Annotated in this window: 19 protein-coding genes and 1 pseudogene; 6 read left to right on the plus strand and 14 right to left on the minus strand. The window is 62.8% G+C overall.

All coding sequences use genetic code 11. The features are described 5' to 3' along the window. Positions 1-5 precede the first annotated feature (5 nt). The 5 genes and pseudogenes from ATY75_RS07650 to ATY75_RS07670 all read right to left on the minus strand — a co-directional run bounded on the left by ATY75_RS07650 (position 6) and on the right by ATY75_RS07670 (position 4,096). Positions 6-520 (minus strand): annotated as a pseudogene (locus ATY75_RS07650) (DUF1203 domain-containing protein). Between the two features lie 341 nt (positions 521-861). Continuing rightward, positions 862-1,422 (minus strand): GNAT family N-acetyltransferase, encoded by a 561-nt coding sequence (locus ATY75_RS07655; protein WP_049734224.1) that lies wholly within the window; start codon positions 1,420-1,422, stop codon positions 862-864. Positions 1,423-1,427: 5 nt separating this feature from the next. Then, positions 1,428-2,297, minus strand: coding sequence for a 3-mercaptopyruvate sulfurtransferase (gene sseA / locus ATY75_RS07660; protein WP_088937066.1), 870 nt, complete (start codon positions 2,295-2,297; stop codon positions 1,428-1,430). 18 nt (positions 2,298-2,315) lie between these two features. Further along, on the minus strand, positions 2,316-3,053 hold the full coding sequence (locus ATY75_RS07665; protein ID WP_088937067.1) for an alanyl-tRNA editing protein: 738 nt from the start codon (positions 3,051-3,053) through the stop codon (positions 2,316-2,318). Between the two features lie 5 nt (positions 3,054-3,058). Further along, positions 3,059-4,096, minus strand: coding sequence for a cysteine synthase A (locus ATY75_RS07670; RefSeq protein ID WP_088937068.1), 1,038 nt, complete (start codon positions 4,094-4,096; stop codon positions 3,059-3,061). 225 nt (positions 4,097-4,321) lie between these two features. Between ATY75_RS07670 and ATY75_RS07675 the strand changes: the two genes are divergently transcribed. Beyond that, positions 4,322-4,981, plus strand: coding sequence for a ChrR family anti-sigma-E factor (locus ATY75_RS07675; RefSeq protein WP_190241327.1), 660 nt, complete (start codon positions 4,322-4,324; stop codon positions 4,979-4,981). A gap of 98 nt (positions 4,982-5,079) precedes the next feature. Next, positions 5,080-5,913 (plus strand): SDR family NAD(P)-dependent oxidoreductase, encoded by an 834-nt coding sequence (locus tag ATY75_RS07680; RefSeq protein WP_088937069.1) that lies wholly within the window; start codon positions 5,080-5,082, stop codon positions 5,911-5,913. Here ATY75_RS07680 and ATY75_RS07685 read toward each other — a convergent pair whose 3' ends face one another. The 3 genes from ATY75_RS07685 to ATY75_RS07695 form a co-directional block, all read right to left on the minus strand. After that, the gene (locus ATY75_RS07685) at positions 5,914-7,173 is read right to left on the minus strand and encodes a cyclopropane-fatty-acyl-phospholipid synthase family protein (protein ID WP_088937070.1); all 1,260 of its coding nucleotides are present in this window, start codon (positions 7,171-7,173) and stop codon (positions 5,914-5,916) included. A gap of 121 nt (positions 7,174-7,294) precedes the next feature. Continuing rightward, the gene (locus ATY75_RS07690; RefSeq protein ID WP_088937147.1) at positions 7,295-8,773 is read right to left on the minus strand and encodes a deoxyribodipyrimidine photo-lyase; all 1,479 of its coding nucleotides are present in this window, start codon (positions 8,771-8,773) and stop codon (positions 7,295-7,297) included. 145 nt (positions 8,774-8,918) lie between these two features. Further along, positions 8,919-9,245 carry a hypothetical protein gene (locus ATY75_RS07695; RefSeq protein ID WP_088937071.1) on the minus strand — a complete coding sequence of 109 codons (327 nt, stop codon included), beginning with the start codon at positions 9,243-9,245 and terminating at the stop codon, positions 8,919-8,921. Positions 9,246-9,448: 203 nt separating this feature from the next. On the opposite strand from ATY75_RS07695, the gene ATY75_RS07700 reads away from it, so the two are divergent. Together ATY75_RS07700 and ATY75_RS07705 are read left to right on the plus strand one after the other, a co-directional pair. Further along, positions 9,449-9,766 (plus strand): hypothetical protein, encoded by a 318-nt coding sequence (locus ATY75_RS07700; RefSeq protein ID WP_064838195.1) that lies wholly within the window; start codon positions 9,449-9,451, stop codon positions 9,764-9,766. A gap of 119 nt (positions 9,767-9,885) precedes the next feature. Then, the gene (locus ATY75_RS07705; RefSeq protein WP_088937072.1) at positions 9,886-10,563 is read left to right on the plus strand and encodes an HAD family hydrolase; all 678 of its coding nucleotides are present in this window, start codon (positions 9,886-9,888) and stop codon (positions 10,561-10,563) included. 28 nt (positions 10,564-10,591) lie between these two features. Here the strand turns inward: ATY75_RS07705 and ATY75_RS07710 are convergent, their stop codons facing one another. From ATY75_RS07710 to ATY75_RS07735, 6 genes are all read right to left on the minus strand, one after another. Beyond that, positions 10,592-13,249, minus strand: coding sequence for a nitrate reductase (locus ATY75_RS07710; RefSeq protein ID WP_088937073.1), 2,658 nt, complete (start codon positions 13,247-13,249; stop codon positions 10,592-10,594). Next, positions 13,249-13,599: a nitrite reductase small subunit NirD gene (nirD, locus tag ATY75_RS07715; RefSeq protein WP_037073151.1), complete on the minus strand. Its 351-nt coding sequence runs from the start codon at positions 13,597-13,599 to the stop codon at positions 13,249-13,251. Before nirD ends, ATY75_RS07710 begins: the two co-directional genes overlap by 1 nt. A 4-nt stretch (positions 13,600-13,603) precedes the next feature. Further along, on the minus strand, positions 13,604-16,054 hold the full coding sequence (nirB, locus tag ATY75_RS07720) for a nitrite reductase large subunit NirB (protein ID WP_065092254.1): 2,451 nt from the start codon (positions 16,052-16,054) through the stop codon (positions 13,604-13,606). 17 nt (positions 16,055-16,071) lie between these two features. After that, the gene (locus ATY75_RS07725; protein WP_088937074.1) at positions 16,072-17,313 is read right to left on the minus strand and encodes a nitrate/nitrite transporter; all 1,242 of its coding nucleotides are present in this window, start codon (positions 17,311-17,313) and stop codon (positions 16,072-16,074) included. Between the two features lie 395 nt (positions 17,314-17,708). Beyond that, complete coding sequence (locus ATY75_RS07730) at positions 17,709-18,992, minus strand: CmpA/NrtA family ABC transporter substrate-binding protein (protein ID WP_088937075.1); 1,284 nt, start codon at positions 18,990-18,992, stop codon at positions 17,709-17,711. Between the two features lie 34 nt (positions 18,993-19,026). Beyond that, positions 19,027-19,614 carry an ANTAR domain-containing response regulator gene (locus ATY75_RS07735; protein ID WP_064838202.1) on the minus strand — a complete coding sequence of 196 codons (588 nt, stop codon included), beginning with the start codon at positions 19,612-19,614 and terminating at the stop codon, positions 19,027-19,029. A gap of 260 nt (positions 19,615-19,874) precedes the next feature. Here ATY75_RS07735 and ATY75_RS07740 point away from each other — a divergent pair, with 260 nt between their 5' ends. Together ATY75_RS07740 and ATY75_RS07745 are read left to right on the plus strand one after the other, a co-directional pair. Further along, on the plus strand, positions 19,875-21,704 hold the full coding sequence (locus tag ATY75_RS07740) for a TRAP transporter large permease subunit (protein ID WP_088937076.1): 1,830 nt from the start codon (positions 19,875-19,877) through the stop codon (positions 21,702-21,704). Positions 21,705-21,720: 16 nt separating this feature from the next. After that, positions 21,721-22,719: a TRAP transporter substrate-binding protein gene (locus ATY75_RS07745; protein WP_088937077.1), complete on the plus strand. Its 999-nt coding sequence runs from the start codon at positions 21,721-21,723 to the stop codon at positions 22,717-22,719. Positions 22,720-22,855 lie beyond the last annotated feature (136 nt).

A 22,855-nucleotide genomic window follows, 5' to 3' on the forward strand; every position in this document is an offset into this window, starting at 1 on the left:
TTGGCTCAAGGTAAGGTTAAGTCGCCGGTCTCCGCAAAGGCCGGCGTCTTTACCTTGTCGATCCGGCACTGGAAGCAGTTGTTGCGCGCCGAGCGCACATGCACGTAAGCGATACCAGGCCGCGCCAGCAATGTCTCGGCATAGGCCGGAATAGCGGCGATCTCGATCACCGCCCCGGTGCCGTAGACGATACGGTCGTTCTCGCCATAGCCGCGGACGATGAAGTCGGGCTGGTGGTCAGCACCGGCGGCAGTATCTCTTCGGCGGCGTAGCGCTTGCAAGGGTTCTTGTGCAGGAAAATCGGCCCGGTCTCGGCATAGGGCTGCAGCTCCGGGAAGGGCCGGTAGGCGAAAACCAGCAACTCATCACCCTCTTCGATATCCTGCAGGCAATGGCGGCAAGGGTTGCCGTCACCATCTGATATCATCGTCTCGGGAAGATTATCATAGGCGTCGCGGCCGCCGTTCCAGAGGGCCTCGGCATCGGCAGTCGGCATGGCGGAAAAACGAATGGCGGTCATGGCAAATCTCCTTGTGATCGCCATGAAATTGCGCCCTGGCGGCTGCCCAAGCCACCCGTTTCTTGCGCGTTGCCAATTGTCGCCGGCTCATCAACGATTGGTGGAGAATTTCCACCTCTCCTTCCTAATTCCTGTGCTCGTCACAGGAATCCAGTGCGTCCAAGTCCTTGGGTGCGATAGACTTTTTCCGTCATGGTATACCTTCATTCAGGGCGCAGACGCGCCGTGGCTGGATTCCTTTGACAAGCACAGGAATGAGGGGCGGTGGGGTGGGCGCTTTCCCCGCATAGCCTGCTACCTGATATGGTTAGCAGTCAGAAACGTGCACTAGGAACCAGCCCTCAGCCTTTCCGGGCCATCTCCAGCAACTCCTTGTCGCTGAGCGGCCGGACAATGCCGGTGCCTGTGGAGACCGGGGAGAAGCCGTACATCTGATAGAGCTGCAGCGCGCGCGGGTGGTCGAGATTGTTGGTGGTGGTGGTGACCCGCTTTGGATTGAGCGACCAGATGGCGTAGAGCGCCTGCAGCAGGAACCATTTGCCGATGCCGAGGCCGAGCGCATGTTCGATCAGGCCGAAATGGCTGAGTTCGATCGTATCCTCGTCCTCGCAGAAATATTCGTAGAAACCGGCGGGCGCGCCATTCACATAGAGAACGCTGATATTGTTGCGCTTGTCGTTCAGCGTCTGGGCAAGTTGCTCGTCGCTCATGCGCAGCCGGTCCACCCATTGCCAGCGCGCGCCGACCTGCCGGTAGAGATAGCGATAGAACGGCAGCGGGATCGCCGGCGCGCGCATGATTGCCGTCTGGATATTGACGGGCACCGGCATGCTTGCCTTCGGCGCCGCCGTCATTTCGAGCCGCGTGATGTGAGCTTTCAAAGAAGCAGGTGTCTTCCCCATGGCGATCAGGCTTTGACTGGTGTCGGCGGGCCGGTGACGATGGGCGTGTCGTCACGGCTGCCCCATTCGCTCCACGAGCCGTCGTAAAGCTTGTTGTCGTGATGGTCGAGCGATTCCAGCGCCAGCGTGATGATGGCGGCGGTGATGCCCGAGCCGCAGGAGGTGACGACCGGCTTGGAAAGATCGATGCCGGCATCCTCGATGGTCTGGCGCAGTTCGGGCAGCGATTTGAACCGGCCCTGGTTGGCGAAGACACCGGAGGGCAGGCTGCGGGCGCCGGGCATATGGCCGGAGCGCATGCCGGCGCGCGGCTCGGGCTCGGCGGCGGCAAAGCGGCCGGCGCTGCGGGCGTCGGCGATCTGCATCGCGCCGCTTGCGACGATGTCGCGCATCGTATCGAGCGTCACCACGCGGCTCGCGTCGAAATCGGGCGTGAAGACCGCCGCCGCAGGGCTGGGCACGACGGTTTCGAGCGCACGACCCTCGGCCTTCCAGCCGTCGAGGCCGCCGTCGAGCACGAAGACGTTCCTGGCGCCCATCACCCGGAATAGCCACCAGACCCGCGGCGAGGCGAACAGGCCGATGCCGTCATAGACGACGATGCGATCGTTCTCGCTGATGCCGAGCCGGCCGACTTCGGCAGCGAAATAATCGGGCGAGGGGATCGTGTGCGGCAACGACGTCGAATGGTCGGCGATCTTGTCCTGATCGAAACGGATGGCGCCGGGAATATGGCCGGCCGCATATTCGGCGTCGGCATCGCGTTTCTGCGCGGGCAGGTAGAAGGAGGCGTCCAGCACGCGCAGATCCGGTTTGCCGAGCTCGGCCTGCAGCCAATCGGCCGACACGACGAAACGGCTCTTGGTCTCACTCATGATGCTCTCCCTTGATGCTCAGGCTTCGTCGCCGGGCATGCCGAAACGGATGCGGAAGCGCCGGTTCTCCTTGCCCTTCTTCTCGATCTTGGCGATGTGAATCTGGCCGACTTCCTGTGTCTCGGAGACATGTGTGCCGCCGCAGGGCTGGCTGTCAATCGAGGAGTTTTCGCCGATGCAGACGAGGCTGACGCGTCCGAGCCCGATTGGTGGGCGCACGTTCTTCGATTTGACGATATCGGGATTGGCGGCAAGTTCCTGGTCGGTGATCCATTGCAGGTAGACCGGATGGTTCTGACCGACCAGTTCCATCAGCTTTGCCGTAACCTCGTCCTTGTCGATCGTCTCGCTCATGTCGAAATCGACGCGGCTTTCCTCCTCGCCGACGGCAGCCCCGGTGATCGGATAGGAGCAGACGACCGACAGCAGATGGCAGGCCGTGTGCATGCGCATCAGCCTGTAGCGGCGCAGCCAGTCGACATGCAGCACCAGCGTCTCGCCGACCACAGGCCGCGGCTCGTTTTCAAGCGGCACGTGGATAACAATATCCTTGCTCGGACCATGTTTCGTCTGGCCAAGCGCAATCTTGCTGCCGTCGGCGCGTTCCAGTTCTCCGGTATCACCCGGCTGGCCGCCCGACGTTGCATAGAAGCAGGTCTGGTCGAGTTCAATGCCTCCGTCCTCGTGCACGGCGGTGACGACCGCCTCGCATGTCGAGAGATAGAAGTCGTCACGATAGAGGGCATTGACGGGCATGGGTCTCACGCGGGTTCGTAGGGCACGTCTATATCGGGCGAGTTGGCCATCCAGCCCGGAACCGGCAGCCCCTTCGAGGTCAGGAAATCGGGATTGAAGAGCTTCGACTGATAGCGGTTGCCGTAGTCGCAGAGGATCGTCACCACCGTGTGGCCGGGGCCGAGATCCCGGGCGAGTTTGACCGCGCCGGCAATGTTGATCGCCGTCGAGCCGCCAAGGCACAGGCCCTCGTTTTCGACGAGATCGAAAAGATAGGGAAGCGCTTCGGCATCGGAGACCCGATAGGAAAAATCGGGGGTGAAGCCTTCGAGATTGGCGGTGATGCGGCCCTGGCCGATGCCCTCGGTGATCGAGGAGCCCTCGGATTTCAGTGTGCCGTTCTGATAGAACTCATAAAGAGCAGCACCGTCGGGATCGGCGATGCCGATCTTGATATCCGCCTTGAAAGCCTTGAGGCCGGCAGCCACACCGGCCAGCGTGCCGCCGGAGCCGACCGAGCAGATGAAGCCGTCGACCTTGCCGTCGGTATCGTTCCAGATTTCTCGAGCGGTCGTTTCGACATGCGCCTGGCGGTTGGCGACATTGTCGAACTGGTTTGCCCAGATCGCCCCGTTCGGCTCGGTCTTCGCCAGCTGCCCGGCGAGCCGGCCGGAAACCTTCACATAATTGTTCGGGTTCTTGTAGGGAACGGCGGGCACCTCGACGAGTTCGGCGCCAAGCAGTTTCAGCGCGTCCTTCTTTTCCTGGCTCTGCGTTTCCGGGATGACGATGACGGTGCGGTAGCCAAGCGCCTTGGCGACCAGCGTCAGCCCGATGCCCGTGTTGCCGGCCGTGCCTTCGACGATGACGCCGCCGGGCCGAAGCAGGCCCTTCCGCTCTGCGTCGCGGATGATGTAGAGCGCGGCGCGATCCTTTACCGACTGGCCGGGGTTCAGGAACTCCGCCTTGCCGAGGATGGTGCAGCCGGTCGCCGCCGACGCGCCCTTGAGTTTGATCAGGGGCGTATTGCCGATGGCTTCGAGGACGGAAGGGTGGAAGGTCATGGAATCTGCCTCTATTCGAACTCTTACTTTAGGAACGGTCTTTTCCCTTCACAAGGCTGAGTTGGCAAGAAATGCTATTCCACGCCTCTGTCGGGCACGATAAAATTTGGCCTTCGTCCCCCGAAATGACGCATGGCCCGCAATCCCGCCACGCGCAGGGTGATCCGAAGATTGACTTTCCCCGTACGGATGACGACAAAGCGAAACGGAGCGCGGCAACGGGGCGTGACCGAAACCGGCATGATTGACGAGCAGATCGACACGATCGATGCATTGATGGCGCATTATGTCGCCGGCTCCTTGCCCGAGCCGGCGCGTGTACTGGTGCGGTCCCATCTCGAAATGAAGCCGGACAATCGCAGCCTGGTGGACAGCCTCGAGCTGCTGGCGGGGGAGGCGCTCGAAAGTGCGTCCGGCACCGCCATTGCCGACCGCGACCGGCGGCTTCAGGCGATCTTTTCCTCTGCCGCTCCGGTCGCGGCGCCACGGGCGGCCGCACGGCCGGAGAATGCGCTGTTTCCTCAGGCATTGCGTGATCTCGTCGGCTTCGAAGCCGAGAATGTGCCCTGGCGCCGGCGGTTGCCGGGCTTCAAGGACTATTGCCTTGAGATGGATGGCTGTGAGGTCAGCCTGATGTGGATCCGTCCAGGCCGCGCCCTGCCGGCCCACACCCACAAGGGCATGGAACTGATCCTCATCCTCGACGGCGCCTTCAACGATGAACGCGGCCGTTTCGGCCCCGGCGACATCTCCATTGCCGACGAGACGGTCGACCACCGGCCGGTCGCCGAAAAGGACAGGCCCTGCATCGCCTTTGCCGTTTCGGACGGCCCGGTCAGGCTGACGGGATCCTTTCGTCAGATGATCGGCGACCTGATCGGCTGAAAGCAGCCACAATGGTGTGATAGAGCCATAAATCCGGGAGCAACAGAAACTTCCGGAGCTGTTTTCGTGTTGGTCAGGCAGAGCCGGAGGAAGATGTCATGCGTGATTTCATCGCCCGTCCCGAACATGGAATCGTCTGGATCACCGGGGCGAGCTCCGGTATCGGCCGGGCGCTTGCGCTGAAGCTCGCGGCCGAGGGATACAAGGTTGCCGTTACCGCAAGACGTCACGAAAAGCTGGTCGAGCTGCAGGCCGAGGCCCGCGGCCTTTCCGGCAGCATCGTCGTTCTCGACGGCGACGTGACCGATGCCGAGGACATGGAACATATCATGGCCTCCATCGAATATCAGCACGGCACGCTCGCCATGGCGATCCTCAATGCCGGCGTCTATCTGCCGGTTCACGCCGAGGATATGAACCGCGCCGATTTCGAGAAAAGCTTTGCCGTCAATCTTTCCGGCGTCGTCAACTGTCTGTTGCCGGCGATCGGCCATATGAAGACGAAGGGGCAGGGGCAGATCGCCATCGTCTCCGCCGTCAACGGCTATGGCGGCCTGCCGACAGGGGCGGCCTATGGCGCCACCAAGGCGGCTCTGATCAATATGGCCGAAAGCCTGAAATTCGATCTCGACAAGATCGGCATCCGCATCCAGCTCGTCAGCCCCGGTTTCGTCGACACGCCGGCAACGCGGAAGAGCGCCTTTCCCACGCCGGCGCTGATACCGGTGGAGGAGGCCGCCCGGGAGATTGCCGCCGGTCTGAAAACACAGGCTTTCGAGATCACCTTCCCGAAGCGCTTCGCCACCATGGTGAAGCTGGCGCGCTTGCTGCCCTATGGGGCTTATTTCCCGCTGGTGAACCGCGTAACCGGCTGGCGGGAGCGGCCGCCATCGGCCGGTCACCATCCGGTGACGCCGCATCTGGCGGAATGATCACCGGCGCGAAAACACCACCTGACGCACATCGATATTGCGGGCGCGGAAACCGGCCTCGCAATAGAACAGATAGAATTCCCAGAGCCGCTTGAAACGCTCGTCGAAACCCATCGGGCGGATACGTTCCCACACCGACCAGAAGCGCTCGCGCCATTCGGCCAGCGTGCGGGCATAGTCGAGTCCGAAACCGAAATCCTTGTCCAGCGACAGATCGACCTTGCCGGCAAGTTCCGCCAGGTGATTGCGCGTCGGCAACATGCCGCCGGGAAAGACATATTTCTGGATGAAGTCGGGATTGCTGCGGTACTGGTCGAAGGATTCCGGCTGGATGGTGATGATCTGCAGGCCGGCCTTGCCGCCCGGCTTCAGACATTGCCTGAGTTTGGAAAAATAAGACGGCCAGTATTTCTCGCCGACCGCTTCGAACATTTCGATCGAGACGATCCGATCATAGAGCCCGACCTCGTCGCGGTAATCCTGGAAGCGGAATTCGACGCGGTCGCCAAGGCCGGCCTTGCGGATGCGCTCTTCGGCGAAGGCGAGCTGCTCGCGGCTGATCGTCAGCCCGGTCACCTTGCAATTCAGCTCGCCTGCCGCGAATTCGGCAAAACCGCCCCAGCCGCAGCCGATCTCCAGCACGTGATCCCCAGGCCCGATGCCGGTCGCCTCGGCGAGCGCGCGGTATTTGGCATTCTGTGCCGATTGCAGATCGTTGGCCCCGGTGGAATAGAGTGCCGAGGAATAGGTCATGCTCGGATCGAGCCATTGCCTGTAGAAATCGTTGCCGAGATCGTAATGGGCTGAGATGTTGCGCTTCGAGCCCGTCCTGGTGTTGGTATTCATCCAATGGCGGACGCGCTCGAGCAGGCGGCCAAGGCCGCCCTTGCCATGCGCATAGCTGAAGGCGGCCTCGCCGTTGACAAGAAAGAGTTCGAGAAAGGCGGTGATATCAGGGCTGTCCCAGTCGCCGTCCATATAGGTTTCGGCAACCCCGATCGTGCCGCTGGCAAGCGCACGATAGGCGAGGTTCCAGTTGTGAAGGCTCAGGGCCGCTTTCGGCCCGGCCTTCTTGCCCTCGACCAGCAGCCTGCGGCCGTCGGGGAGCGTGACGGCGAGCGAACCGTGCTGCATGTGCAGAAGTCCGCGCAGCGCCAGCTTTGCCTTGAAGGGCAGACCCTTCACCATGCGGGACATGTTTTCGGCCGTCAGCGTCACCGCATCGCGAGCCAGCAGATTCCAGTCCTGCGCCTTGCTCATCTCTCCTCCTCCAGCATTTTCTTGCCGGTTAGGGACGACGAAGCACCCTTTCTTATTCGCGCGGCCGCCCCCCGGCCATTGCATCGAAGGCTACCGCATAATTCCCGAAATCGGAACAGATTTAACCGGCCCGGCGCGGGGAGCTGCGCGTCGATGCGCTATCTTTGGTGGCGTTATAAGCTGCGAGTGCCCGGCTGCGCGCGCTCGCGTGGTCGACGATCGGTTTCGGATAGGTTTGGCCAAGGGTGATGCCCGCCTCGGCGAGCCTGCTTCTCGGGGCTTCGAACGGCCGGTGGATATATTTTGCTCCGAGTTCCCGAAGCTCCGGCACGTAAGCCCGGATATAATCGCCGTCCGGATCGAAGGTCTGGCCCTGCAGCACCGGATTGAAGATGCGGAAGAAGGGGGAGGCATCGGCTCCCGAGCCCGCCACCCACTGCCAGCTTGCCGCATTGTTGGCGGGATCGGCATCGACCAGCGTGTCGCGAAACCAGGCTTCGCCCCGACGCCAGTCGACCATCAGGTCCTTGATGAGGAAGGAGGCGACGATCATGCGCACGCGATTGTGCATCCAGCCATGGCGCCAGAGCTGGCGCATGCCGGCATCGACGATCGGGTAGCCCGTCAGTCCCCGGCGCCACGCGTTGAAATCACTATCGTCGTTGCGCCATTCGAAGCCGTCGAAACGATTGTTCCAGTTCTCGGAGGCAAGCTTCGGGAAATGGAACAACAGGTGATAGGAGAATTCGCGCCAGGCGATCTCCTTGCGGAAATGGACGGTATCGGCCGCCGATACGCGTTTTGACAGACCGCGTGTCGCATCCCAGATGCGGGCAGGGGAGATCTCGCCCAGCGCCAGATGCGGCGACAGCATCGACGTCGCCTGCTTCGCCGGAAAGTCGCGGTTTTCCTTGTAGCCGTCGAGCGTGTCCTCGACGAAGGCGCGGAGCCTCTCCTTTGCGCCGTGCTCGCCCGGCGTCCAGAGATCGCTAAAACTCTTCGCCCAGTCGGGCTTCATAGGCAGCAGCTTCCAGCTCTCCAGCGGTTCCGACGTCGCAAGCTCCGATGCCAGCCGCAATTTCGCCGGCGGGTCCAGCGGCGGCTCCGGTTCGCCGGCGCCCTCCAGCGCCCGCCAGAATGGCGTATAGACGCGATAAGACGCGCCATTGCCGGTCATCAGCCGGGAGGGTTCGTGCAGCAGCTGGCCGCCGAAGCTTTTTGTCTCGATCGCCTGCTTTTCCAATTCCAGCTTGATGCGGATGTCGATGGATATTCCTGACGGATCGTAGCGGCGGTTCCAGAAGACGGCTTCGGCACCGCTCTCCCGGATCAAAGCGCAGAGCACCTGAAGCGCCTCGCCGCTGGCAAGCACCAGCCGTCCCTGCCGCTGGCGCAGCGACTTATCCAGCGCCTCAAGCGAATGGTGAAGCCACCAGGCCTGCGCAGCGCCCAATGGGCCGGCGCCCGGCGCGGGCTCGCTGATATAGACGGGGATGATCGGCCGCCCGGAGAGATGGGCAGCGTTCAGAGCCTGGTTATCGTCGAGGCGCAAATCCTTGCGAAACCACAGAATGACAGGTTGTGCCGCGTCCTTTGTCAATGAAACCATTCCCTGCATGTCTTCCCTGCTACGGCTCTACGGAACGGCCGGATCAAAAGTTTCATCCGGAAGAATGCTTTCATCGCTGTCGCCATATGAAAAGGCCGGCGTGAACCGGCCTTTTCTGCCAGTGGAGAGCCGCGCTTTAGTTGTCGTATTCGCGGCAGGCTTCGCTGATCGATGCGCCGCTCTGACCGCCGCGTGTGTCGACACCGGACATCTGTTGCGGCATGCCGGCGCATTCCATCGTTTGCGGCCGGCCGATGCTCTGTGTCGTCGTCGGATCGACCGGCGCGACCTGCACCGGATACATGCCGTTGTCACTGTTGGTGTAATCCGACGAATAGTTACCCGAACTCGGATCGGTCGAGCCGCCGTTCGTCGGCCCGATCGGGTCGGGGTTCGACTGGGCAAAGGCCGACGATGCCATGCCGATCGCGAGCAGCGACGCGGCAATAAGGGACTTGGTCATGAGGATATCCTCCTTTGATTTTCATCTTGGGTGGCCCTCGGCTAACTGCCTGTCGGAATCATTGTTCCAAAGTTTTGCGAAAAACCTGCACGCACGCCTTGCATGGTTACGCATAAACCTTAACCGCCGAAGCCGCTGGATCGTCGCTGCCGCCTGCCTTAGGGACGTGGTGAAACGCTAGAAATCAGCAGCATGAGGCCGCTATGTTCGTTTCCCCTCGCGAGGCCGCAGATCTCGGTCTCCAGATCGCCCTTGCACTCGCCCTGACGGCAAGCGGCATGGCAATCGCGTCCTCTGCCATGGGCGGCCAGAAGCCCGGTATCTCGGCGATCGACATCAGCCGCCCCTCGCTATGGACCGCCATTCCCAAGCGCATCGATCCGACGACACAGGCCTATCTGCGCGCCGACGCTCCGGCCGGACCGGAACTCGCCGGCGGCACCGACGACCTCTGCCACGATCCGATCGGCCTTCGCCTTTCCTGTGATCTGATTGCCACCTCCGGCATAGCGGCTTTTTAGCGGCGGCAGTTTTGGGGCGTCGCCTCTTCCTGCCGAAGCTTGCAAAAGGGGTGATTTGCCGTTTCATTGCGCAATAGCGACCACATCCGTCCGACTCTTTTCCTGAAGGATTCAGCCTTTTGTCCCTGCCGATGCCCCGCGGCTTCGAGAAGCCTTATGCCGCCTTCCTGTTCGATATGGACGGCACCATCCTCAATTCGATCAAAGCGGCCGAGCGTGTCTGGAGCGACTGGGCAAGGCGGCACGGGCTCGATGTCGCCGACTTTTTGCCGAAGATGCATGGATCGCGCGGCATCGACACCATCACCCGGCTGAACCTGCCAGGCGTCGATCCAGAACATGAGGCAAGACTGGTGACCGAGGCGGAGATCGCCGACGTCAGCGATGTCGTTGCCATCTCGGGTGCCGCGGCCTTCCTGAGTTCGCTGCCGCCGGATCGCTGGGCGATCGTCACCTCCTCACCCTTGCGTCTTGCCCGCCGGCGGCTTGAGGCGGCAGGCCTGTCGCTGCCGAAATTCATGGTGACGGCGGAGGACGTCAAGGTCGGAAAACCCGACCCGCAATGTTATATTCTGGGCGCCGAACGCCTTGGCGTCAGCACGCGGGACTGCCTGGTGTTCGAAGATGTCGCCGCCGGCATTACTGCCGGCGAGGCGGCCGGCGCCGACGTCATGGTGGTGACGGCGACCCATCATGACAAGCTGGAAACAGCCCACCCGACCCTCGCATCCTATGACGAGATCTCGATGCGCATCTCAGCCGACCATAAGATGTTGATCGTGCCGAACGCGGCCTGATAGCAGCCGCGTTACGGTTTCCGGCCTCTCACTCCGCGGCCGCGGCAAGACAGCGATCGATGATCCTGCCGATTTCGCCGCGGCAGGAGCCGCAATTGGTCCCGGCGCTGGTTTCCTTGCCGACCGCCTCGACGCTGTGGCATCCGCCGCGCACGGCGGCCGCGATCTGGTTGACCCCGACGCTGAAGCAGGAACAGACGGTGGCGCCTGGATCCGGCCTTCCGGCGCCGGGACGGCCCGCGACGAGCGCAAAGCGTTTCCTCAAATCGCCGTGTGCGATGGAGAGCTGCGAGATCGCCCAGTTGCGCGCGACCGCAACCGGCTCGCGGGCGAGGAACAGCGCGGCAAGCAGGGTCTCGCCGTCGAAGAAGGCAAGCCTGAGGTCGCTGGATTGCCGGTCGGCGTAACCCAGCGGTTCGATCTCATCGGGAATGGCGAAAACCGACCGGCACCAGCCCGTCCAGTCGTCGACGGCCTGGTCGAACGCAAGCTCCAGCCGCCAGCCGCCTTCGGCTTTCGCCAGCGCCCAATAGGCGGCGTCGGGCGTTACGGGTTTTGTCGCCGAGACGGCGAAACCGTAACGGGTAGCGGGGAAGGGCCGGACGGCGACGGCGACGTTCTTCGACGCCGGCTGACCGGAAACGGGATCGGTGATCGGCGCGACCACGGCGTCGATCCGCGCCTTTGCCGCGAACTGGTCGTTCCAGTGCATCGGCGCAAAGATGCCGCCGCGCGCCTGGCGATCGGTCACCAGCGCCCGGACGATCGCCTTGCCGTGCGGGCTGTCGATCTCGACGAGGCCGGCGCTTGTTATACCGGTCTCGATCGCGTCGCGCGGATGGATCTCGGCAAAGGGTTCGGCGATATGGGCGGACAGCCGGGCGCTCTTTCCGGTCCGCGTCATCGTGTGCCACTGGTCGCGGATGCGCCCGGTATTCAGCGTGAAGGGGAAGTCGGCATTGGTGCGATCCGTTGCCGGTGGTTCCACCGCGACGAAGCGCGCCTTCCCGTCGGCGTGGTAGAAACCGCCATCGGCGAAGAAGCGGCTGACGCCGGGTTCTGTGCCTGCCGCCTGCGGCCACTGGAAGGGCGACAGTTCGTCATAGGCGGCACCTGAGATACCGGCGCGGGCGCCGATGTCGAAGTCGCGGCTGCCGTTGTTTTCGAAGGCGGAAAGGCCGGCGTGTTCGGCGAAGATTTCGGTCGGCGCGTCGAAATCGAAGGCGGCAGCAAATCCCATACGGCGTCCGACTTCCGCAAGCTGCCACCAGTCGGCTTTCGCATCGCCGGGAGCGCCGAGAAATGGCCGCTGCCTGGAAATGCGCCGCTCGGAGTTGGTGACGGTGCCGTCCTTCTCGCCCCAGCCGAGCGAGGGCAGAAGCACATCTGCATGCCGGGCCGTATCCGTCTCTTTCAGGATGTCGGAGACGACGACGAAGGGACAGGCGGCGATGGCGCTTTCGACGCTGTTCGCATCCGGCATCGAGACGACGGGATTGGTGGCCACGATCCAGAGCGCCTTGATGCGCCCATCGGCCACGGCGCGGAACATGTCGACCGCTTTCAAACCGGGTTTTGCGGCGATGACCGGCGATTGCCAAAAGCGCTGCACGCGGTCGCGGTCTTCAGGATTTTCGATCGCCATATGGGCGGCGAGCATGTTGGCGAGACCGCCGACCTCGCGCCCGCCCATGGCGTTCGGCTGGCCGGTCAGCGAGAAGGGGCCCATGCCGGGGCGGCCGATGCGGCCGGTCGCCAGATGGCAATTGAGGATAGCGTTGACCTTGTCGGTGCCGGAGGAGGACTGGTTGACGCCCTGGCTGTAGCAGGTGACGACTTTTTGCGTCGTCTCGAACAGACGGAAGAATTCCCGGATCTGCATGGCCGGCAGGCCGGTCATTTCCAGCAGATCGTTGATATCGAGTGCTGAGGCTGAAGCAAAGGCGCCGGCAAAACCTTCCGTATGCGAGGCGATATAATTCTGGTCGATCGCAGGGCTTGTCGCGAGATGGGCAAGCAGCCCCATGAACAGCGCGACATCGCCATCCGGGCGGATGGCCAGATGCAGATCGGCGATATCGCATGTCATCGTCCGGCGCGGATCGATGACGACGATGCGCATGTTCGGCCGCGCTGCCTTTGCGGCGGCCAACCGCTGGTAGATGACGGGATGACACCAGGCGAGGTTGGAGCCGGTGAGCACCACCAGATCTGCGAGTTCGATATCCTCGTAGGTCCCCGGCACCGTATCGGCGCCGAAGGCGCGGCGATGCCCGGCCACGGACGAGGACATGCAGAGCCTGGAATTGGTGTCGATATTGGCCGAGCCGATGAAGCCCTTCATCAGCTTGTTGGCGAGGTAATAATCTTCGGTCAGCAGCTGGCCGGAGACGTAGAAGGCGACGGAATCAGGCCCGTGTTCGGCGATGGTTTCGGAAAAACGCCGGGCGACCAGATCGAGCGCCTCGTCCCAGCCGCTGCGTGCGCCTGCGATTTCGGGATAAAGAAGCCGGCCGTCGAGATCGATGGTTTCGGCAAGCGCCGAACCTTTCGAGCAGAGCCGGCCGAAATTCGACGGATGCTCGCGATCGCCCTTGACGCTGACGGCGCCGGCTTCGTCGACCGTGGCGATAACGCCGCAGCCGACGCCGCAATAGGGGCAGGTGGTCTTGACCTCAGCCGCCATTATTCAGCCGCCATCAACAGGCTTTCGAGCGCGATGAACAGGGCGCCGTCCTCATTGCGGACCGGTATGGTCCGTACCTCGCCCTGGTCGGCGCCGAGCGCCTTGCCGGTTTCGAGAGAGATCACCCAGTTGTGCAGCGGGCAGGTCACCGCCTTGGCATGCACGATACCTTGAGAGAGCGGGCCGCCCTTGTGCGGGCAGTGGTCCTCGATGGCGAAGACCTCGTTTTCAGCCGTGCGGAAGACGGCGATCTTGCCCTGCGGCGTCTTCACGCAGCGTGCACCGCGCAAGGGGATGTCGGAGATGTCGCCGATTGGATGCCAGTTTTCATTGGGCCAGTTCATGTCCATCTCCTTATTCGGCAGCCTGCGGATAGCCGATCGTCGCCATCGGCTTGAACTCGTGCTTGTCCTTGCCGGAAACGCGCTCCGACCAAGGGTCGACCTGGGCGAATTTCTGGCTGAAGACGAAGCGCTCGTAGTAGGCTTTGCGCTTTTCGGCATCGCCCATGATCTGGCGGCGGATTTCCTCCAGGCCGACGCGCTTGGCCCATTTGTAGATGCGCTCGAGATAGCGGGCCTGCTCGCGGTACATCTGCGTCAGCGCCACGATATGCTCCAGCGCTTCGTCCTCGGTCTTCACGAGGCCGAGCACCTCGGTGCCCTTGATGTCGAGACCGGCCGCACCGGCGAAATGGATCTCGAAACCGGAATCCACGCAGATCACGCCGATATCCTTGCAGGTTGCTTCGGCGCAGTTACGCGGGCAGCCGGACACGGCCAGTTTCAGCTTGGCCGGGGTCCATGAGCCCCACATGAATTTCTCGATGCGGATGCCGAGACCGGTGGAATCCTGGGTGCCGAAGCGGCACCAGTCCGAACCGACGCAGGTCTTCACGGTGCGCAGGCCTTTGGCATAGGCCTGACCGGACACGAAGCCGGCCTTGCCGAGATCGGCCCAGACGGCGGGCAGATCTTCCTTCTCGATGCCGAGAAGGTCGATACGCTGACCGCCCGTCACCTTCACCATCGGGATTTCGAATTTGTCGACGACATCGGCGATGGCGCGCAGCTCGTTCGAATTGGTGACGCCGCCCCACATGCGCGGAACGACGGAGTAGGTGCCGTCCTTCTGGATGTTGGCGTGGACGCGCTCATTGATGAAACGCGACTGGTAGTCGTCGGCATATTCGTCCGGCCAGTCGCTGACCAGGTAGTAGTTAAGCGCCGGCCGACACTTGGCGCAGCCGCAGGAGGTCTTCCATTCCAATTCCTGCATGACGGCAGGGATGCTCTTCAGGCCCTTGGCCTTGATCAGGCGGCGAACATCGTCATGACCAAGTTCGGTGCAGGTGCACATCGGTTGCACGGCGGCCGGATTGTAGCCGTCGCCGAGCGTCAGCGCCATCAGCTGTTCGACGAGGCCGGTGCAGGAGCCGCACGAGGCGGATGCCTTGGTGTGGGCGCGCACGTCGTCGAGCGATGTCAGTCCTTTGCTCGTGATCGTCGAGGTAATCTTGCCCTTGCATACGCCGTTGCAGCCACAAATCTCCGCGTCATCCGGCAAGGCTGCAACGGCCGCCATAGGGTCCAGCGGCGACCCTCCCTGGTAGGCCTGACCGAAGATCAGCGTCTCGCGCATCTCCGAAATATCGGTGGCCTTCTTCTTCAGATCGTTGAACCAGGCGCCGTCGGCGGTCTCGCCGTACAGCACGGTTCCGATGATCTTGTTGTCTTTCAACACCAGGCGCTTGTAGACGCCGGCTGAAGCATCGCGCAGCACGATCTCCTCGCGGTCGTCGCCATCGGCGAAATCACCGAGCGAATAAAGCTCGATACCGGTGACCTTCAGCTTGGTCGGCGTGTCCGCATGCACGAAAGCCGGCGAACGGTCGTCCGAGAGATGTGCCGCGGCAATGCGGGCCATTTCGTAGAGCGGCGCGACGAGGCCGTAGACCATGCCGCCCACCTCGGCGCATTCGCCGAGCGCAAAGATATCGCCGTCCGAGGTCTGCATGCCGGCATCGACGACGATGCCGCGATTGACCGCAAGGCCGGCGTCCTTCGCCAGGCCGACGCTCGGACGAATGCCGACGGCCATGACGACGAGGGTTGCCGGGATGATGCGGCCGTCGTCGAGTTCGATGCCTTCGACCTTGCCATTGCCGATGATCGCCTTGGTATTGGCCTTGCAGATGACCTTGATGCCGCGTTCCTCGACCGCCTTCTGCAGGAGATAGCCGGCCGCGGGATCGAGCTGGCGCTCCATCAGCGTCGGCATGACGTGCAGCACGGTGACGTCCATGCCGCGCTGGGCAAGGCCGGCCGCCGCTTCGAGGCCAAGCAGGCCGCCGCCGATGACCACGGCCTTTTCGCGCGACTGGGCGGCAAGCAGCATCGCCTGCACGTCGTCGAGATCGCGATAGGTGATGACGCCGGGCAGATCCTTGCCGGGAACCGGGATAATGAAGGGCACCGAACCGGTGGCGATCACCAGCTTGTCGTAGCTTTCGGTGACGCCGTGATCGGAGGTGACGGTCTTGGCGACGCGATCGATGTTGACGATCTTGTGGCCCTTGTAGAGCATGATGCCGTGTTTGATGTACCAGCCGTCACCGTGAATGATGATCTGCTCGTAGTCCTTTTCGCCGGAGAGAACCGGCGACAGCATGATACGGTCGTAATTGACGCGCGGCTCGGCATTGAAGATCGTGACTTCATAGCGTCCGGGCGCCCGTTCGAGGAGGTGCTCCAGCATGCGCCCGGGCGCCATGCCATTGCCGATGATGACGAGTTTTTCTGTCATATTTCCAAATCCTTAGATCAGGTTGCAGCCACGGGCGCCGAGTGCCCTTGGCGCGACAATTGCTTCACGGACAGGTGCATCCAGACGAGCGAGATCGCGACGATTGCGAAGAGCAGCAGGAAGCAGCTGGACCAAAGGCCGGTCATGTCCTTGAGGAAACCGAAGGCGATCGGCAGGATAAAGCCGCCGAGACCACCCATCATCCCGACGATGCCGCCGACAGCGCCGACGCTTTCGGGGTAGTAGGCCGGGATGTGCTTGAAGACGGCGGCCTTGCCGAGGCTCATGAAGAAGCCGAGCACGAAGATGACGACGATGAAGATCACAGGGGTGATGGTCGTCGCCGGCAGGGACAGAATGAGCGTGGCCACGGCCGACACGGCCAGCATCGCATACATCACGCTGCGCGCACCCTTCTTGTCCGACAGCACGCCACCGAAAGCGCGGAAGATGCTGCCCGGGATGGAGTAGGCAGCCGCGATCATGCCGGCAGTTTCGAGGTTGAAGCCGTAGACGCCGACCAGGTAGCGCGGCAGCCACAGGGACAGGGCGACGAAGCCGCCAAAGGCGAAGAAATAGTAGAGGGAGAAACGCCAGACCTGAACATTCTGCAGCGGCGCGAATTCCTCGGCGAAACTTTTGGAGGCGACGCTGCGCTCGCGGCGAAGACGGAAGGCCGGATCGTCCGACGTGGTGAACCAGAAGACGATTGCCATCAGCGCCAGACAGACGGCCCAGATTTCCGCAACCGCCTGCCAGCCCCACGCAAGCAGAACGAAGGGAGCGGCGAATTTGGTCACGGCCGCGCCGACATTGCCCGCGCCGAAGATGCCGAGCGCCGTCCCCTGCTTTTCCGCCGGGAAGAAGGGCGAGACGTAGGCGACACCGACGGCGAAGGAGCCGCCGGCAAGCCCAACGCCGAGGCCGGCGATCAGCATCTGCGTATAAGTCTCGGCGTAGGAAAGCAGAAAGGTCGCCAATGCGGCGGCAAGCATGGTGAGCGTGTAGACCAGACGGCCGCCGTAACGTCCCGTCCAGATGCCGAGGACGATGCGCACGAGCGAGCCGGTGAGAACCGGGGTGCCGACCAGCAATCCGAACTCGGCCTCGTTCAAGCCGAGGTCCTGCTTGATGCGGATGCCGATGATCGCAAAGATCGTCCAGACCGCGAAACAGAGGGTGAAAGCGACTGTGGAGATCCACAATGCTTTGGCTGGTTCGCCGTCGGACATAGGCTGCACTTTCTCGATGACAGACATGGCTTCTCCGTGACCCGACAAAGGTCGGGCCGATCCATCGCTGGGGGTTAAAAACAAAAAGCCGCTGGTCAGGCTGCGCAGGCACGAGGCGCGCGAAATATCCTGATCAGCGGCTTTGCTGGTGGCGCCCGCCGTTGGACGCCGAATTCATGGTCTGATGCGAGCGCCTACTGGGCCCTCATACTGCGCTGATCGCCATTGATCTGTGCGGTAACAGCCCTGCAAGCTGCGTGCCAGTTTGGCGTCTTTTATTTAAGATATTGAATAGAAATGATATTTCTAACATCCGGCCATCTGCTCGTTTTTGCGGCGGCCAAAAATCGTGCAAGTATTTTGTGCGTTGCAGTGAAGGCAGGCGGCGAATTTTGCTGGCGTTTTGTGCAGGCCGGCCTGAATCAGGTCTCATCGCCGTGGGAAGCGAAGGGCAGGGCGCTCTTGACGGCAAAGCGGGCCACATAGTCCGGCAACTGCCCCGGATCGAAGACATGGCCGTCCATGAAGCGGTCGCCCTCGTCATTGCCTTCGATGCGGATATCGGCGTCATCGGGCGCGTTGGCGTCGCCGAGCGCCGTGCGATAGAGATCCGAACGGTAGGCGGATGCGGCGGCGCGCGCCTTGTTAAGGCTGGTCTCGGCCTGTCCCCAGCGGATCATCTGGCTGTAGATCCACAGCGCATGGCTTGGCCGGGGATAATTGGCGAAGCCGGAATGGAACTGGAAGTAATCGGCAATGACGCGGCGATTGCCCCTGGCGTCCAGGCTGAATTCGCCGGCGAGAACACGGCGAATAATCTCGACGGGCGCGGCGATATAGCGGGGATCGGCAAGAATTCCTGCCAGCGCGTCGTGATTATCCGCCCGGTCACACCAGCGGGCGGCCGCGTCGAGCGCCACGATCAGCCGGGAAACGGTCTCCGGATGGCTTTCGGCCCAATCCGGCCGCATGCCGATTACCTTTTCCGGGGCCGACGGCCAGATGTCCTGTTTGGCGGCGACGATGCGCCCGAGACCGCGCTCCGAGGCGACCATATTCCACGGCGCGCCGACGCAGAAACCGTCGATCGCCCCGGCTGCCAGGGCATCCGAGGTCAGCGGCGGCGGCACGACGACGAGCTTGACGTCCCTGTCGGGATCGATGCCGCCGGCCGCCAGCCAGTAGCGGAATTCGTAATTGTGCGAGGAGAAGGGATAGGTGACCCCGAAGGTCGGCAGTGGCTCGCCGCGCGCTTTGATCGCCGCCAGCGTCTTCGCCAAAGCCTGGGCATTGTCGAGCGCATTTGCCGTTTCCGGCAATCCCGCATCATCCCGCATCCTGTCGAAAAGCCGCGTCGACAGCGTGATCGCATTGCCGCCCCGCCCCAGCGAAAACGGTGTGATCGTCGGCGAGGGATTGGAGCCGAGGCCGAGCATGGAGGCGACCGGCATCGGCGACAGCATATGGGCGATGTCGAACTGGCGGAACGCCAGGCGGTCGCGCACATTCGCCCAGGAGACGTCCTTGACGAGATCGAGCGTCAGGCCTTCTTTCTGCGCGAAGCCGAATTCCGCCGCCGCAATCAAAACCGATGCGTCGACGAGCGGAATGAAACCGGCGCGCAGCACTTTCGGTCCTTCGGCGTTGATGCGTGCGGGCGAGGGCAGCTCGCCGCCGGATTTGGCGGTCGTCGTCATCATATCCACTCCGGTTTCCTCCGGAAATCTAAGAAGCCTGCCGTCACATCAACAGTCCCGCGGCGGTGACGACGCTCTGGGCGATTTCCGACATCTTCTTCTTTTCGTTCATCGCCGTCTGGCGCAGCAGCGCGAAGGCCTCTTCCTCCGATAGTCCGCGCATTTTCATCAAGATGCCTTTGGCGCGCTCGATGAGCTTGCGTTCCTCCAGGGCAGAACGGGCGTCCGCAAGCTCCCGCCGCAGCCGGCTGAAGGCATTGAAACGGCTGACGGCCATGTCGAGGATCGGTTTGACCCGTTCCTTCTTCAGTCCGTCGACGATATAGGCCGAGACGCCGGCATCGACAGCCGCTTCGATCGAGGCTGTGTCGGAGCGATCGACGAACATGGCGATCGGGCGAGAGACCGTGCGCGTCAGCTGGAACAGATGCTCCATCATGTCGCGATTGGGGTTTTCGATATCGATGATGATGACGTCGGGCATCAGCGTTTCGATGGTGCGCGCGATGCCGTTGACCTCATGCACCACGGTGACGCGCGCATGCCCTGCCTCGCGCAGTCCTTCTTCGATGATGGAGGCGCGTATGGCATTTTCGTCGATCACCAGAATTGTCAGATCGAGATGCGTCATGACTCTATTTATGACGCGCTGCAGCAATTCTGGCAAGGTGCAAGCCTCAAAAATGTGCATGAGAACAGATGCCTAAAAAATGACCACATTGCCGTTGTTTCGGGCTGCGCCGCTGGTCAGTAGGCTGATGCCCGCAGGTCAGTTTCCGGCCCATCACCGCTTGAGGAAGCGATCCGTTTCGGCGAAAAGGCCTGACGCTCTTTGACCTCCATCTTGTGAGGGGCCAGCAGCGCGTAATCCTCGGGCGGAAGGCAAGCAGATTGGCCACCAGCGAATTTCATCCGATCGACCGGACCGCTCCGGACAATGGGGCGGCAGCCCGCCTGCTGCGGGCGATCGAGGCGGTTCTCGGCATCGCGGCGGCGTTGGTTCTCGCCGTGTTGCTCGTCATGGTGCTCGTCACCGTCTGCCTGCGCTATTTCTTCGGCACCGGCTTCATCGGCGCCGAGGATTTCGGCATCTGGCTGAACGTGGCCCTGGTCGCGCTCGGCGCGCCGCTCAGCCTCAACAGTGCGCTTGCCATGCGCCTCGATGTTTTCGTCGGGATGCTGCCGGAAGGCCTGCAGAAGGTGACGCGCGTCGGCGCCGATGTCTTCACGGTGCTTTCGGCGCTGATCCTCGCCTTCGGCGGCCGCGAGATCATGACGATGCTCGGCGGCGTCTCGCCGACGCTCGGCCTGCCGGAATGGATCCGCTTCGGCTTTCTCGGCGCTGGCGGCGCGCTGATCCTCATCGTGCTGCTTCTGCAGCGCGTGGCCGAAGGCAAGGTCCTCCCGGTTGCTCTTTCGCTGGCCCTCGGCATCGCGCTTTATGCCGGCATTCCGCATATCTCGGTTGATCTCGACTGGCCGCCGAGCATCTTCCTCGGGCTGATCGCGGCGGTCGGGCTGGTGCTTGCCGCGCCGCTGCCGCATGCCTTTCTCGCCGCAGCCTATGCCGCCATCGCCTTCGGTAGCAGCCTGCCGGAGCCGGCGATCGTTTCTGCGACCGTCACCGGCATATCGAAATTCCTGCTGCTCGCCATTCCCTTCTTCCTGCTCGCCGGCGGCCTGCTGACGGCGTCGGGCGTCGCCAATCAGCTCGTGCGCTTTGCCGCCGCCATGGTCGGTCATCGCCGAGCCGGACTGGCGCAGACGACGCTTCTGACCAGCGTTCTGTTTTCCGGCGCTTCCGGCTCCTCGGTCGCAAATGCCGCTTTCGGCGCATCGACCTTCCAGCCCGAGCTGGTCAAACACGGTTATCGCCCGGCGCAGGCGGCGGCGATCATCGCCTCGACATCGGTTCTCGACAACATCATCCCACCCTCGATCGCCTTTCTCATCCTTGCCTCGGCGACCAATCTTTCCGTCGGCGCGCTGCTGGTCGGCGGCTTCTTCGCCGGCGGGCTGATGGCCATATGCCTGGCGGTCGCCATCTATCTGACCGTGCGTGAGCAGGCGCCCTTGCCGCGGACCAGCGCGAGACAGCGCTGGCAATCGGCGGTCCAGGCGATCCCGGCCTTCGGGCTGGGTGTCATCGTCGTCGTCGGAATCCGCATCGGCATCGTCACGACGACGGAAGCGGCAGCGCTCGCCGCTTTCTATACGCTGCTGCTCGGCATCGGCGCGCGGCTCGGCATCCTCTCGCTCTATGCCGCCTTCCGCCAGGCGGCGGTCGAGGCGGCGGCGATCGGTCTGCTGATCGGCACGGCCGGCCCTTTCGCCTTCCTGCTGGCGGTCGACGACGTGTCTTCGCTGATCGCCCATCTGACGACGGCGCTCGGCGGCAGCGCGCTGGCCGTCATCCTTTTATCGAACGTCATTCTGCTGGCCGTCGGTCTCGTTCTCGACATCGGTGCCGCGATCCTGCTCTTCGGCCCGATCCTGCTGCCGGCAGCGATCGCGGCCGGCATCGATCCGATCCAGTTCGGCGTCATCATCGTCGTCAACCTGATGATCCATGGGCTGACGCCGCCGCTCGGCATGCTGATCTTCGTCGTCAGCGGCGTCACGCGCATTCCCGCCTCAGAACTCTTCCGGGCGGTGGTTCCCTATCTGCTCGCTCTCCTGGTCTCCCTCGCAATCCTCTGCGCCTGGGCCATCATTTTCTAATCAACAGGACAACCCTATGAACAATCTTGACCGCCGCAATTTCCTGAAAACCGCAGCGCTCGCCGGAACGGCTCTCGCAGCGCCCGCCTTCGTCAGTACCGCCGACGCTCGCACGACGATGATCACGATCGCCTCGCTGCTCGGCGACGACAAGCCGGAAACCAAGATCTGGGTGAAGATCGGCGAACTGGTCGAAGCCAGGCTTCCCGGCCAGTTCAAGTTCAACATCGTCAGGAACGGTGCGCTCGGCGGCGAGAAGGAAGTGGCCGAGGGCGTGCGCCTCGGTTCGATCCAGGCGAGCCTCTCCACAGTCTCGTCGCTTTCCGGCTGGGCGCCGGAGCTGCAGATCCTCGATCTGCCCTTCCTCTTCCGCGATGCCGACCATGTCCGCAGGACCGTCGGCGGCGATGTCGGCGCCGATCTCAAGCAGAAGCTGCAAGCGCAGAATTTCGTCGTCGGCGATTTCATCAATTACGGCGCCCGCCATCTCCTGACCAAGGAACCGGTGACACGGCCCGAACAGCTCAAAGGCAAGCGCATCCGTGTGATCCAGAGCCCGCTCCACACCAAGCTCTGGAGCGCATTCGGCACCACGCCGATCGGCATTCCGATCACCGAGACCTACAATGCGCTCGCAACCGGCGTCGCCGACGCGATGGACCTGACCAAATCGGCCTACTCAGGCTTCAAGCTCTATGAGGTCGTGCCCGATATGACCGAGACCGGCCACATCTGGGCATCAGGCGTCATCTACTATTCCTCGGCCTTCTGGGCCGGCCTCAACGACGATCAGAAGACCGTCTTCCAGCAGGCCTCCAACGAGGGCGCTGCCTATTTCAACCAGTTGATCGTCGACGACGAGGCGAAGTCCGTCGAGACTGCGCTTGGCCATGGCGGAAAGCTGTTGAAGCCGGAAGCCTTCGAGGAATGGCAAGAGGGCGCGCAGGGCGTCTGGGCCGATTTCGCGCCGGTTGTCGGCGGCGTCGACCGGATCAAAACCGTTCAGGCGGCCTGAAGCGGGGGGAGGGCGGACCGCTGACGTTCCGACAGGGCCGACTGAAAAATCGGCCCTGTCGTCGTTCGGGTGTATCGGAAAAATAATGCCGCCGCAGGCCTGAAATCGAAAGAGCATGCCTTCGGCGATCGTGGTA

The sequence above is a fragment of the Rhizobium sp. N122 genome (assembly GCF_002211295.1).
Taxonomy (GTDB): Bacteria; Pseudomonadota; Alphaproteobacteria; order Rhizobiales; family Rhizobiaceae; genus Rhizobium.